At 62.2% G+C, this 14,148-nt stretch carries 7 protein-coding genes and 1 tRNA gene; 2 read left to right on the top strand and 6 right to left on the bottom strand.

What is annotated here, in order from left to right; genetic code table 11:
• Positions 1 to 220: 220 nt before the first annotated feature.
• Entirely contained in the window at positions 221 to 5,827 is a 5,607-nt protein-coding gene (locus tag HMPREF2999_RS07220; RefSeq protein WP_070675683.1) for a DEAD/DEAH box helicase, read from the bottom strand.
• Positions 5,828 to 5,973: 146 nt separating this feature from the next.
• Here HMPREF2999_RS07220 and HMPREF2999_RS07215 point away from each other — a divergent pair, with 146 nt between their 5' ends.
• Entirely contained in the window at positions 5,974 to 6,561 is a 588-nt protein-coding gene (locus tag HMPREF2999_RS07215; protein WP_070675685.1) for a malonic semialdehyde reductase, read from the top strand.
• A 143-nt stretch (positions 6,562 to 6,704) separates the two neighbouring features.
• Here the strand turns inward: HMPREF2999_RS07215 and HMPREF2999_RS07210 are convergent, their stop codons facing one another.
• The 5 genes from HMPREF2999_RS07210 to HMPREF2999_RS07190 all read right to left on the bottom strand — a co-directional run bounded on the left by HMPREF2999_RS07210 (position 6,705) and on the right by HMPREF2999_RS07190 (position 11,570).
• Positions 6,705 to 7,658 (bottom strand): DUF4232 domain-containing protein, encoded by a 954-nt coding sequence (locus HMPREF2999_RS07210; RefSeq protein WP_070675687.1) that lies wholly within the window; start codon positions 7,656 to 7,658, stop codon positions 6,705 to 6,707.
• 2 nt (positions 7,659 to 7,660) lie between these two features.
• On the bottom strand, positions 7,661 to 7,981 hold the full coding sequence (locus HMPREF2999_RS07205; protein ID WP_070675689.1) for a 2Fe-2S iron-sulfur cluster-binding protein: 321 nt from the start codon (positions 7,979 to 7,981) through the stop codon (positions 7,661 to 7,663).
• Positions 7,982 to 8,260: 279 nt separating this feature from the next.
• Positions 8,261 to 9,514, bottom strand: coding sequence for a cell wall biosynthesis glycosyltransferase (locus tag HMPREF2999_RS07200; protein ID WP_070675691.1), 1,254 nt, complete (start codon positions 9,512 to 9,514; stop codon positions 8,261 to 8,263).
• Positions 9,514 to 11,106 (bottom strand): DNA repair protein, encoded by a 1,593-nt coding sequence (locus HMPREF2999_RS07195; protein ID WP_070675693.1) that lies wholly within the window; start codon positions 11,104 to 11,106, stop codon positions 9,514 to 9,516. The genes HMPREF2999_RS07200 and HMPREF2999_RS07195 overlap by 1 nt, the downstream gene beginning before the upstream one ends.
• 388 nt (positions 11,107 to 11,494) lie before the next feature.
• Positions 11,495 to 11,570, bottom strand: a tRNA-Arg gene (locus HMPREF2999_RS07190).
• A 500-nt stretch (positions 11,571 to 12,070) separates the two neighbouring features.
• Here HMPREF2999_RS07190 and HMPREF2999_RS07185 point away from each other — a divergent pair.
• The gene (locus HMPREF2999_RS07185) at positions 12,071 to 13,921 is read left to right on the top strand and encodes a phosphoenolpyruvate carboxykinase (GTP) (protein WP_070675695.1); all 1,851 of its coding nucleotides are present in this window, start codon (positions 12,071 to 12,073) and stop codon (positions 13,919 to 13,921) included.
• Positions 13,922 to 14,148: the final 227 nt, after the last annotated feature.

The raw sequence follows: 14,148 nt of genomic DNA, 5'->3' as shown, positions 1-14,148 counted from the left end.
GTTATGTGCTCCACGGCAAAGATGACGTGGACATCCGGGCGGTTATTCCTCCGCCACGCCGCTTGCGACGTGGTGGACTCCGGGAACACCACCCGGTTCGTGAGTAGGGAAACATAATGCCCCGTACCCCCTTCCGTGAGGGTGCGGGGCATTATGATGCTCAAGTTGAGGTTGAAGAAAATAGTTTTACTCTGAGGCTAAGCTTGAGGTTCTGCCCAGTCTAAATGGAACGGCGCAGCGATAAGCCGCGAACCGTCGCATAGAACCCCTGCGCCTGCAGTGCCGCACGTAGCGCCTCCACCGGATGCTCCATAACCTCGCCATCGGATGCGCCCAATGTGGATGTGCTCACCGTGTGGGTGCCCAAAAGCTCCACATCGTTGACCTTCTCCACCGAAATCTTCTCCGCACCACCGGCGGACACCAGACGCGCCAGGGCGGGGGCCGCCGCCTCCAGAAGTACCGGGTCGGTAGTGAAAGCCAGCAGGGTCTTCGCGCCACGCTCCACGTACAGCACCGGTGTGCCGTCCACCAGCACCACGCAGGCGCCAGCCTTGCGTGCCGGGCGGTGCTTCACGGTGCCCTCGCCCTCGTGCGCAAAGGAAGGAATCGCGGGCCAGCTCAGCGCCGCACCGTACGGGTTCGCCGGGTCCGTCGCCGCCAACAGGGTCACCGTGAACGTGCCGTACACCCGCTCCGTATCGGTACGCTGCGGGGCGTAGGCGCTCGCACCAAAACCCTGTGTCGCACCAAAACCCTGTGGACCTGCGGGACCACTGAGGCTATCGGCGGTAGAACGCAGCAGATCCACCGTCGCGGGGGCGGCGAACTGCGCCGCGCCCAAACCCTCAATAAAGTAGCCGCGACGCACCAACGCACGATCCTCAGCCGCCGAATAAATCCGGTACAGCTGCGAGAACCCGCCGGCAGAATCCTCCACCTGCAGGCACCCGCGAGTCAGCACACCGTAGCGGTCCAGCAGCAGGTCGGCGCGTGCGAGCGCCGCAACCGTCGCCTCCACCGGCTCCTGCAGTAGCGTGTCCACGCGCGAGAAACGGCCGCTATCCTGCGGGGCAACGGTGGGAGCGGCGGCATGGAGCCCGCCGCGCAGGGAGCGCAGACCGCGCCCGACGCTAGCGCCGTATCCGCTAGTCGGTGCCGAATATCCATCAGAACCGTAGCCGCCCGCTAAGCCGTTACCCATGGAGGCGCGCGCCGCCGCAATACGCCCCGCACCGCGGCGACCCACCCGCGACAGACGCGCAGGGGCCGCCGGAGTCGGATGCGCACTGCGGACGCCCGCAAGCATCGCCCGAACCGGCGCGAAACTATCGTTCGTCACCGCACCAGCCCACACCAGGCGCCACAGCGCCGCCGAAACCTCCGCCGCATCCGGGAAAGTCACCACCTGACCGGCAGGTGCCGCAGTGCTTATCAGCTGCGCCACCCGCTCACGCAGCGCCGGCACGAACAGGCCGCCGTGAGCCAGCGCCTCGTAGATGGCGTGCTCGAGTGTGCCCGGAGCCTGCAGCGCCTCCCAAAGCTCCGGGTTCTCCGCGCGCAACAGCTGCTCCGGGTAGTCCTCGCCCATGGTCAGCTCACCCAGAGTCAGCGAGGAACTCTCGCTCAAATGTAGGCGAATCCAGCCGTCGGACTTCTGCGCGCTACCGCCGCCGAGCTGCCCGGCGCCGGTGAAGAACACCCTGCCGCTCGCCATCAGCTCGTCCAGCATGTGCGGCTGGTAGCCGGGCACGCGTGCCGGAAGAATCAGCGTCTCCAGCGCGGAAGCAGGTACGCGCACACCCGCCAGCTGGTCGATGACGGTGAGCAGATCCTCCGTGGCGGAGGCGGAATCCTGACCCGAATTGTCGGTGCCGTTTTCTGCGCTGTGTTCAGCTAACGGGTTGGGTGCCGCTGTGCTGAGGGGTGCCACCCTCTCGCCCACCACCGTGGCGGTGCGGCGGGAGGGCATGAACGCACCGTAGGCGCTCACCTCCGGCAAGGTCTGTGCAACCCGCACGAATAAAGAACGAACGTTCTGCCACGAGGGTAGGAAAACGCCATAGACCTGTGCCGATACCGGCTCAATCTCCTCACGCAATGCCGCCAGAGAACGGGCACGAATCGTACGCAAAACCTGCGCATCCACCCACTCAACACCGGCAGATCTCAAAGCACGCAGCACCTCGGGCAGGAACTCGCCGGAGCTCAGGCGGCGCTGCTGCTGAAGACGCTGCAACACCGGAGTCAGCACGCCCACACCCACCGGGGTCAGGCGCGAAAAATACTCCGCCGCTTGCTGCTCCGTGAAGGGAATATGGGTGCGCGCATAGCGAGAAACCAGATCCTCTAAAGGCTCCGCGACCGGCTCCAGAAGGGCTGCAGGAAGCGCCGCGGCGGGCATAATGCCCAGCCCATCGCGCAGACGCGCGGCGTCTTCAACCACCGCGTAGTACAGCTGCGGCTCGGCGGAACCATCGGCGGCTCCCATGAACGAGAATGCGCGGCGCGAGCGCACCAGCTCTTCCGCCAGCTCACGCGCCTCAGTCGTGCTGGCGTGCGCGCCGTACTCCTCGCCGGACTCTTCGCCGTAGTTTTCAGAATCCTCGGACTCGCCGAAATCTTGAGAACCGTGTGCCGCAGATTCAGTCCGCGGGTTGTCAGCCCGCAAGCGCAGGCTCAACTCCCGCGCGCTCAACGGGCCCAGCTGACGCAAAAGATCCGCCACGCCCTCCACACCGCAGGCGCGGTAACGCTCACCCGTGCGCTGCAGACGCTGCTGAGTCTGCACCAGAACCGCCGGATCCAGCAGGTCACGCAGACCGCTCGACCCCAGCAACTCAGCCAGCAACGCCGGATCCAGCGACAGCGCGGCGGCGCGACGTTCGGCGGCGGGCGCATCGCCGTCGTAGAGGTGCTCGGCAACGTACTCAAAGAGCAGAGTGCGCGCAAAAGGCGAAGGGTCGTTCGTCTCAACCTCCAGCATGGACACCGCCCGAGACTGCAACGAACGGTGCACCTGAACCAGCGCCGGAACATCGTACACATCCTGCAGACACTCGCGCGCCGTCTCCAAAAGCACCGGAAAATCAGGGTACTTACGCGCCACATCCAGCAGCTGCGCCGCACGCTGACGCTGCTGCCACAGCGGGGTGCGCTTACCCGGATCACGGCGCGGCAACAGCAGGGCACGCGCCGCATTCTCACGGAACCGAGATGCAAAAAGCGCAGAATCGCCCACACGTTCGGTGACAATCGCCTCCAGCTCGTCCGGGTCGAAAAGGAACAGATCAGCGCCGGGCGGCACATCCTCCATGGCGGGCAGGCGCAGAATCAAGCCGTCATCACTCGCCATGACGGAGGAGTCCACCCCGTACCGCTCCTCAATGCGGGCGCGTACCGCCAGCGCCCAGGGTGCGTGCACCCCGTAGCCGAGCGGCGAGTGCAGGACCACGCGCCAATCGCCCAGTTCGTCGCGGTGCCGCTCTACAATCATGCGGGTATCGGAGGGGACCGCCCCGGTGGATTCGCGCTGCTCACGCAGGTAGGCGAGCAGGTTATCGACTGCCCAGGTGTCCAGTCCGAGCTGTTCGAGTTGCTGGCGGGCGGCGGCGCTATCGGTGGCGTCCAGGCTGGAGAGGGCGCGCGTGAACGTACCCGTCTGCACGCCCAGGGCGTAGGGGCGGCCCATGCGGTCGCCGTGCCAGAAGGGCAGGCGTGCGGGCTGACCGGGTGCGGGGGAGACCCGCACCGCGTCATGCGTAATTTCTTCGATGCGCCAACTGCTCGCGCCGAGGGTGATGACCTCGCCAGCACGGGATTCGTACACCATTTCCTCGTCGAGCTCACCCACCCGCTTGGGGCCGCGCTCCTCATCGCCGCTGACCAGGTAGACGGGGAAGAGCCCGCGGTCGGGAATCGTGCCGCCGCTGGTGACGGCGAGGCGCTGCGAACCCGGGCGGCCCTCAATACTGCCGGAGGGCGCCTGTTCGGTGGGGGTGCGATCCCAGATGATGCGCGGGCGCAGTTCGGCGAACTCGTCGGAGGGGTAGCGTCCGGCGAGCATTTCGAGTACGGAGTCGAAGAGCGCGCGCGGCAGCTCGGCGTAGGGTGCACTGCGGCGTAGCGCCTCGTACCAGGAGTCCACGCTGATGGGGCCCAACGCGCAGGCGGCGACGGTCTGCTGCGCGAGTACGTCCAGGGGGTTGGTGGGTGTGGCAAGCGGCTCGAGGGTTCCGCTGCGCATGCCGGCGAGGGTGACGGTTGCGCCGAGCAGGTCGCCGCGGTGCTTGGGGTAGAAGAATCCGCGCGAAATTTCGCCCACTCGGTGTCCGGCGCGACCCACGCGCTGCAGTGCGGAGGCGACCGATGGAGGCGCCGCCACCTGGATTACGAGGTCCACGTGACCCATGTCGATGCCCAGCTCCAGGGAGCTGGTGGCGACCACGCAGCGCAGGGTTCCGCCCTTGAGCGCCTCCTCGATGAGGGTGCGCTGTTCCTTGGACACGGAGCCGTGGTGCGCGCGGGCGAGCGGCGGCACCTCGGCGATGTCACAGATGCCTGCCGCGTAGTCTTCGGGGTCGATTCCCTGCTTTGTGAGGAAGCGGCGCAGGTGAATATCGTTGAGCGCCGCGGTGAGCTTTTCCGCTAGTCCACGCGAGTTAACGAAAACAATCGTAGAATGGTTGTTCTCAATATGATCGACGATGCGCTCCTGCACGCGCGGCCATATGGAAGTCTCGGGGCGCTCGCTATCGGGGGTGTCTTGCAGCGCCTTTTCGTGCAGTGCCCCTTCGTGCAGTGCTCCCTCACGCAATGCCTCTTCCGAGACGGTGAGCGTATTTTTGGGCGCGGTGTTACCGTCAGCCTGAGTCGGGTACGCTTGGTCGGCTTCCTGCCCGGGGAATACGCCAATGGCATCTTCCAGTGTGTAGGGTGCGCTTGCCGGGATGTCTACGGTACTAGAGATAGGCTGTGCCGCACCCTGCGGCGAGCCGGCAGAAGCGGAGTGTGCAGTCCCGCCGCCTGGCGCCTCCGAGGGTGCATATTCTGAGGGCGCGTGGAGTCCTTGCCCGTAGTCGTTGGCGCCTCCGAGTGCCGCCATATCGGGTACGGGCACGCTCAGGCGCAGGTCCCATTCTTTGGTGACCGGACGGCTCATGATGGTTACCGGCTGAATGCCGCCGAGGAACCGGGCAACCGCCTCCGGGTTTTCGACGGTTGCGGAGAGCCCAATGCGCTGTGCGGGCTTTTCGAGGAGTGCGTCGAGGCGTTCGAGGGAGACCGCCAGGTGTGCGCCGCGTTTGGTGGCGGCGAGGTTGTGGATCTCGTCCACGATCACGGTGGTGACGCCCGCGAGGGTGTTGCGGGCGGCGCTGGTGAGCATGAGGTAGAGGGATTCGGGGGTGGTGATAAGAATGTCGGGCGGGTTGCTGATGAGTTGGCGGCGTTCGCGTGCGGGGGTGTCGCCGCTGCGCACGCCCACGCTGATGCTCGGTTCGCCCGTGTTGTTTCCGCTCAGGCGCGTGATTCCGGTTAGCGGTGCGCGCAGGTTGCGTTCGACGTCCGCGCCGAGTGCTTTGAGGGGTGAGATGTAGAGGATGCGCGTGCCACCTGCGGTGCCGGCTTCGTGTTCGCGGTGCAGGGCGTCGAGTGCCCAGAGGAAGGCGGCGAGGGTTTTGCCGGAGCCGGTGGGGGCGATGATGAGGGTGTTGTTGCCGTTGCGGATGCTCTCCCAGGCGCCTTCTTGGGCGGCGGTGGGTGCGCTGAAGGTGGCGCGGAACCAGTCGCGTACGGGGGCGGAGAAGTGGGAGAGTGCGTCGGTCATGTATCTATTATGGCGGGGTTTATGGTGTGCGCCTCTTGAATTGTTGGGGGTTGGGGGAGGAAGATGTGCTTGACAGTGTCTCTGCAGACACGTAATGTTTTACCTGTAAAGTAATCGACTGGGAAACAACCCAAAGGAGCCTCGCCATGACCCGCCTAAACGAAGAACAGCTCGTCGCACTCTTCCACGAGCCTCGCACTGCCTACTCCTTCACCGACGAGCCCGTCACCGACGAACAACTGCACCGCATCCAGGAGCTCACCTTCTACGGCCCCAGCGCCTTCAACAGCCAGCCCTTACGCATCACCTGGATCAAGAGCCCCGAAGCCCGCGACCGCCTCATCTCCTACCTGGTGGACGGTAACAAGCCCAAGGCCGAATCTGCACCCATGATTGCATTGCTCTCGGCAGACCACGGTTGGGTCGAGAAGGCCGACACCTTCAACCCCCGCTCCGCGGAGTTCATTAAGGGCTACTACGCTGACGAAAACCTGGCCAAGCCCACCGCCGACCTCAATGCACACGTCCAGGCAGGCTACTTCATCACCGCAATCCGCGCCCTCGGCCTGGACGCTGGCCCCATGACCGGCGCAGACTTCGCCGGCATCAAGAAGGAATTCTTCGCGGACAACGCAGAGATCCCCTTCCTAATCGTCAACATCGGCCACGGCGAGGCTCCCGCATACCCGCGCGGTGCACGCTTCAGCCACGATGAGGTTGCTCGCTCCCTCTAAGAGCGCGCAGCTATGGTATGACTAAAGCTAAACCCCAGATTTAGGCTTATAGATAGTTCAAGGGCGGTTCCCCATCGCGGGGAACCGCCCTTGAACTATATGTGCACAAGAGGTGCCAGAGTGTTCACATCTGAAGCACCTCGTTAGCGGGCACCAAACTGACCCACCGACAGCTGCGGAACAGACGAGGAGCAAGCGGCCGTATCCAGCGGAACAATCACGCCACCGGAACCGGAGGGAAGACCCACCAGGAAGCCCTGAACCGGTCGGCTACCGCAATCGTCACCGAAGCGAGCCGGGTACACCGAACGCAGTACCGCGGTGGTGCTATCGCCGGGGTTGAGGGTCACGCCCGCAGAGTTCATGTACTCAGCAGAGGCGGATGCCTCACGGCCGACCCAGGTTCCCGAAGGACCCGCATGCACCACACGCGGGTAGCCGCGCAGGGTGCAGGAAGAATTCGAAGAGTTCTGGAAGTACAGGGTGTAGTTTCGGGCACCGGGGGAGCCTTCTCCCACAGCAACCGAAATGTTCAGATCATCCAGATCGCACTGGGTCGGGCCCTCAGCAACAGTGTTGCTGGAGGAATTAGAGGACTTCTCCGAGGAACCCGAGGAGTTCGAAGAATTGGAAGAATTCGACGAGCTCGAAGAACCCGAAGAGTTCGACGAGTCAGCCGAAGAGTTGGAACCCGACTGTGAAGACGAATTTGAGCTCTTCTGGGAATCCTGCTGAGAATCAGAGTCGTCCGACTTGTTCTTCTCGGAACCCTCGTGGGAGGACTCAGAAGAATGAGAGTCAGAGTTCTGCTTCGACTCGCGAGTCTGGGTGTGGGAAGAAGACTCGGAGTGCTCAGAGGAAGAGCCGTGGTTCTCCGCCTCGGGGGAGTTCACCACGGTAATGGAGCCCGGAGTCACCGAAGGGGTAGCCCCGTCGGAGGCTACTCGAATCGTGCCGGGCTTGACCGAAGCCGAAGCACTCGGCTGCGCCGAGGTGCCTTCAGCTTCCTGACCGGCCTGGGACGCGCCGCATCCACTGAGCGCGAGCACGCAGCAGAGGAGGGTGGTTGATGCGAGTACCTGAGCCGATTTAAACATGATTACATCGCCGCCTGCATTTGGATTTCTGCTCCGTCCATACCGGGGGCGTACTCGACCTGGCAGCACAGGCGGGAGTACTCGTTGGCGACATCGTCGACCATGTCGAGCAGGTCCTGCTCAGCTTCGGTACGTTCACCGGAAGCCGCGAAGTGCTCGGGGTCGATGAAGCCGTGGCAGGTAGCGCAGGATGCGTTACCGCCGCAGGTTGCGAGGACCGGCACACCGTTAGCCTGGAGGGCTTCCAGGAGGGTGTGGTGGTCTTCCCACTGAATGTCGTAGTTTACGCCTGCTTCGTCAGTGACCTTAATCGTTACGCCCATGCGTTCTCCTTCTTCTGTAGTGATGCGTTTCTATTGTAGAGGTAGGGGCTGTTATTCACCGTACTTTGTGGTGCATCCCCAACCCTACCGTCACGCATATCACGGGAACGCATATTAATTTTTATGCTGAATAGCATGTCTGTATTGCCCCCAGTCTACCCCGTATTGCCCTGACAATGCGGGATATCAGCGCCAACGAATACTGCCCCCAGATGCAAAGACATGCTGGAGGCAGTATAAAGAACCAGTGGGCAGAGGCGCCTCAACGGTGACGAAGACCTACTTTGATTCCTTCTCCGCGCTCTTCTCGGCATCCTGCTTTTCTGCGCTGTGGTTATCGGAATTCTGGACTCTTCCTCCGGGGCCGCGCACAATACCGCGTACGCTATCGCGCGGATCGGCGTAGCGCAGGTCGATGCCAAAGGTATTGCGGATCTGGCGCGCCGAGTTCAGGTGCCAACGCTGCGAATCTGAGGGGGTCACGGAGGTGACCGCCTTCTGACCCGGAGCCAGCTTCTCGTGGCGAATATCGTAGTGCTTACCGCCCATGGTGATGGTGAAGCCGTGCTCCTGCAGTAGCTGAACGAATGCGTCCACATCGTGCGGGATCTTGCGGCCGCGCTGCCTCTTTGTACCGCTCATTCTCGGCTGCGACTCGAAGGGGTTGCGGCTGGGCGCGGTGCCGCGGCTAATACGGATTACCTGCTGGTCGGAGTGCGAGAACTCTACCTGGTAGCCGTTGAGCGAGTACACGGTGCGGCTACTGCCGGGAATCGGGCGGCGGTCCTCGGCCTCATCCAGGATGCGGGCAATGTACTCGCCGGTCAGGCCGAGCGCCTTCAGCTGTGCCTGAGCATCGGGGGAGAGCTGGTAGCCTCCCGCCAGAGCCTGCAGCGGGCGCAGCGCGAGCACTTCGGCAGTCAGGGGGTTGAGCACCACCTGGTAGCCTTCCTCTTCATGCGTGTAGAGGGTGACTTCGCGGCCGTAACGGTTCTCCTGCGCGCTTTCTTGAACCACCGTGCTGACAGGGGATTCGATGATGTCCAGCAGCAGCTCGTAGGTGAGGCCGTGGCGCATCATGTAATCCATGACGCCGGGGAGCACGCCGTAGATGCGGCGGCGCGGCGGCACGTCACCGTAGAATTCCTTCTCGATGCGCGCGGCAATACGCTGGTTCTCCAGCGGTACCTCGGTCAGCGGGATGAGGCGCTGGTTGGAGGGGCGAATCTTGGCGCGTGCGGCGGCGGGCTTGGGCGCCTGACGGTATGCGTCCACGAGTGCATGCTGCTGCTCCATGAATTCCTGGGCAATGAGCGGTAGGAGGGTGAAGTAGAGCTCTGCCGCTTCGGACTTGAGCGCGCCGTTCTCATCGAGTAGGGACGCACCGTCCTTGGAAAGCAAATCCCACGGCTTATCGCTTGCACTGTTCTCCTCGGAGCCCTGATTATCCCGGTAGCTATAGGCGGCGAGGGAGGCAAGCTCCTGCAGGCGAACGTACACCTCAAGAGGAACGGTAATCTGCTTAGCGGACATTATTTCTCCTCCTCGGTGGTGTTTTCTGCCTGGGTTGCCTTATCTTCCGCCTGTTTCGCCAGGGTGTTGCTAAGCTCTTCGAGCTGAGCCTTACGCAGGGCTTCCGCGTGCAGAAGATGGAAATCCGGGGTCTTCGCCAGGGCAAGAACGGTCCGCTCATCGGGCGAAACCGCAATTTCCAGACCCTGCGCCGCGTAGATGCGGGTCCAGCCTTCAGCCATGCGCACGCTCTCAGGACTGCTCAGCGTCTGGAGCATCAGATCGAAAACGAACGGCGGGTTCTTCTTCAAGAAGGTGCGGGCGCGCTCGCTGAATTCAAGCTCCAGGGCGTTGAGCGAGGCGTATTCGCCCTGAGCCAGGGAGGTTTGCGCCGCCTCGTTGTAGTCGGCGTCGTATTCGTCGATGACGGTAATGACTTCTGCGGAGGCGGTGTTCACGTCAACCCGGTAGTCGTCGTGTGTGAAGCGAATGGTCCAGTCGTTGATGCGTTCCGCTTCGCCTTCGCGCAGGATGGCGCGTACGAGCTCTTCGCTAATGTTTTCGCGTTCGAGGCGGGCACGCAGGCTCGGGCGCAGACGGTAGTTGCGTTCACGATCCTCGGCGGTAATGGCGTGAGGTGCGGCGGCTACCGGTTCTGCTGCCGGAGTGCTCGGGGCGGGTGTGGCAGGCATCGGTGCACCCGGTTCCGGTGCAACGGGTTTCAGCGCAGCGGGCTTCGGCGCGCTCGGCTTGGGAACCGCGGGTGCGCTCGGTAGGGACTGGCTGAGTACGGGCAACTCTTCAACAGGTTCCTGCTCGCTAGATACTGCCGTATGGGTAGCTTCTGCGGCTTCGGCAGCTTGTTGGCGGGCACGCAGACCCTCCAGGTACTCTTCGATGCGCGGCGGTCGGTAGGTTAGCGTGGACTTGCGGAACATGCCGGGGGAGGGAGCACCGGGAGTAGGTGCTACCGGCTTCGGCGCAGCGGGCTTGGGTGCTGCAGGAGCAACCGTGGCGGGCGTCGGAACCGTCTCTCCTGTAGTCGCCTCTGCGGGTGCCTCCACGGGCGCTTCTTCCGGCACGCTGGGAGTCGGAGTAGGAGCCGGGGCGGGTGCCTGCGCCGCGCGGGCGGCAAAGAGTGCGGGGGAGGGCGTGGGCTTCGGGGCCGCAGGCTTGGGCGCAACAGAAGCGTTCACTTCCGTGCCCTCAACTACTGCAGGTTCGGCGGGGCTAGTTTCAACCTCAGCCGTAGGCTCTACAGTATTTTCAGCTGACGGCTCTTGCAGCTCGCCCTGTTCCTTATCAACAGGCTCTTCCTCACCGCGACGTAGGGCGGCAACGAGTTCCTGACGTGAGGTATAAGGAATGATTTCCTCGGGCGAATCGATATATCGCGGGAAATTCTCGTAGAGAATCTTCGCCGCGGCCTCAAAGAGCTTCTCTGCGGTGGTGTTGGCGGCGGGTGCGCAGGGGCAGAGGAGCTCCTGGCGCTGCGCGTCGTAGAGGGACCAGTGGGCGCATCGTTCGGTGGGCGGGAAGTAGTCGAGTGTTCCAAGGTCGGCTATATCGATGAGTGCACCTATCAGGGACTGCGGAATGGATAGCTGTGCCATAGTGCTCCTTCGCGTTGTCTGCTCTCCAGCCTATGTGTGGAGGGTCTTCTTTCCATCCTAGGCGTTTTTTGGCGGGTGTGCCCCGGAGCACGTCATCTGGGAGCGTAAATCTGTGGATTCACAGGTTGAGGCGCACTTTTAGCTCAGTTTTTGGGCGCGGATGCGGCGGCGGCTGGTGGAGCATCATTGCTGCACCTCTATATAGGTATCTCTATGTGCTGTGATTTCTGCGCGCTGCGCCCTCTGCCCTGCGCGCCGCGCCCTCAGCCCTGCGCCGTCTGCCGTGCGTGCGGTGCCTTGTGCTGTACTCGGCGCTTTCGGTGGGGCACTTTTTGAGCGTATTTCTGGGGATACAAAAAATCCCCGGTTCCGAAGAACCGGGAATCGTTGGTGCGCCCGAAGGGATTCGAACCCCCAACCTTCTGATCCGTAGTCAGATGCTCTATCCGTTGAGCTACAGGCGCATGTTCCTCGCTTCGGATTTCTTCAATCCGTCGCGGCAACAGGTACTACTATACGGATGTCGTTAGAGGTGCGCAAGCCGAAAAACTCGAAATTTACCCAAAATCCCCTCCGCAGGAATCGAAAGCACCCCGTTTTACCGCATGATTCCGGGGTTTTTGCGCTCGCAAAATTTTTTCAAAATATTTTCTCGGCACCCTAAAACCGGCGCTGCAGGTCCCTGAAATCCCCCGGAGGATCCCGCCGTAAGCCCTAAAAATTCTTTACAGAAATCCTCTCGTACTCTAAGAATGTGATGCGCAGAACTTAAGAAATGGCGTCATAGGAAGCTCTACAGACTATTAATGCGTTATTCTGTAAGCATCACGAGGAAGTGGAGACTGTCCAAGCGTGCATATTCACCATTGTTTGCACGCTTGTAGTGTTTAACTGCTTCTTTGTTACCGCAGACCTAACCGGATCAATGTAGTATCCGGGCCACCGATTGAAGGGGAAAATGTCAATGGCTGACACCTCAACTCGTACTCTCTCTGCTGAGCTCGAAAAGGAGCTGCAGAGCGCACCCACTACCCACCAGGGCCTTCTGGACTGGGTTCGCGAAGTTGCGGCACTGACCCAGCCCGCACACATCTACTGGGTCGACGGCACCCAGGAAGAATATGACCGCCTGGCACAGGAACTGGTTGACGCCGGTACCTTCGTTCGCCTCAGCGATCACGAATTCCCGAACTCTTACGCAGCTTTCTCCGATCCTGACGACGTTGCACGTGTCGAGGAGCGCACCTTCATCTGCTCCGAGACCGAAGAAGGCGCAGGCCCGACCAACAACTGGCGCGACCCCGTCGAAATGAAGCAGACCCTGACCGGTCTGTTCGAGGGCTCCATGCGCGGTCGTACCATGTACGTCATTCCCTTCGTCATGGGCTCCCTGAAGGCTAAGAACCCCAAGATTGCTGTTGAGCTCAGCGACTCCGCATACGTTGTCTGCTCCATGCGCATCATGGCAACCATCGGTAAGGACGTTCTGGCCAAGCTGAACGAGACCAACGGCTTCTTCGTCAAGGCTCTGCACAGTGTTGGTGCACCCCTGGAGCCCGGTCAGGAAGATGTTCCCTGGCCTTGCAACCCCGAGAAGTATATCGTCCAGTTCCCCGAGACCCGCGAAATCTGGTCCTTCGGCTCCGGCTACGGCGGTAACGCACTGCTCGGTAAGAAGTGCTACGCACTGCGTATCGCATCCGTTATTGGTCGCGACGAGGGCTGGATGGCAGAGCACATGCTCATCCTGAAGGTCACCAACCCCGAGGGCAAGGTTCGCTACATCTCCGCAGCGTTCCCCTCCGCATGTGGCAAGACCAACTTCGCAATGATGGAGCCCACCATTGACGGCTGGAAGGCTGAGATGGTCGGCGACGACATCGCATGGATCGAGTTCGACGAGAACCACCAGGCACGCGTGGTCAACCCCGAGGCTGGCCTGTTCGGCGTGGCACCGGGCACCGGTTACTCCACCAACCCGAACGCTATGAAGGCTATCGCCAAGGGCAACACCATCTTCACCAACGTTGCACTGACCGACGACGGCTCCGTCTGGTGGGAGGGCAAGACCGACGAGGCTCCCGCACACCTGATCGACTGGACCGGTAAGGACTGGACCCCCGAGTCCGGTCGCCCGGCAGCTCACCCGAACTCCCGCTTCTGCACCCCCGCATCCCAGGTCGACATGCTCGCTCCCGAGTACTACGACCCCGAGGGTGTGCCGCTGAGCGCTATCGTTCTGGGCGGTCGCCGTAAGACCACCATCCCGCTGGTTTCCGAGTCCGAGAGCTGGGAGCAGGGCGTCTTCCGCGCTGTCACTCTGTCCTCTGAAACCACTGCGGCTGCTAAGGGTGCCGTCGGCGTGATTCGCCGCGACCCGATGGCTATGCTACCCTTCATCGGTTACAACGCTGGTGACTACTTCAAGCACTGGATTGACCTGGGCAAGAAGCACGGCGCTGAGAACATGCCGAAGGTCTACTACGTCAACTGGTTCCGCCGCACCCCTGATGGTGGCTTCGCATGGCCCGGCTTCGGCGAGAACTCTCGCGTTGTGAAGTGGATCTTCGACCGCCTGGACGGCAAGGCTGGCGGCGAGGAGACCTTCCTGGGCACCGTTCCCACCAAGGAAGACCTGGACCTGACCGGTCTGGAGATCTCCGAGGAGGAGCTGAAGGCTGCTCTGGCTGTCTCGAAGGACGAGTGGGCTGCTGAGCTGCCCGGCATCGACGAGTGGCTGGCTAAGTTCGGCGACAAGCTTCCCGTCGAGGTTCGCGAGCAGCGCGATGCTCTGGCAAAGGCCCTGGAGGACTAAGACACTCCTGCTAATACCTAAGGTTTAGCGCCTTGAAGGGGCGGAATCTCTCGATGAGATTCCGCCCCTTCCTTCTGTTTGGGGGAAATTTGAATCCCCGTCAGTTGGGGGAGTGATAAATTTTCTCGCAAAGGTGTGAATGTAAGGCTATGCAGTCCACTTGTTCTTGAGAAATACTTTAAAATCCTCACCGGGGTGGTTTGGCATAGAAGCGGCTATTCATAATT

The organism is Rothia sp. HMSC066H02, from assembly GCF_001814995.1.
Taxonomy (GTDB): Bacteria; Actinomycetota; Actinomycetes; order Actinomycetales; family Micrococcaceae; genus Rothia; species Rothia mucilaginosa.
Note: the sequence above shows the minus strand (reverse complement) of the source record. Positions and strands in the feature narration are given on the sequence as shown.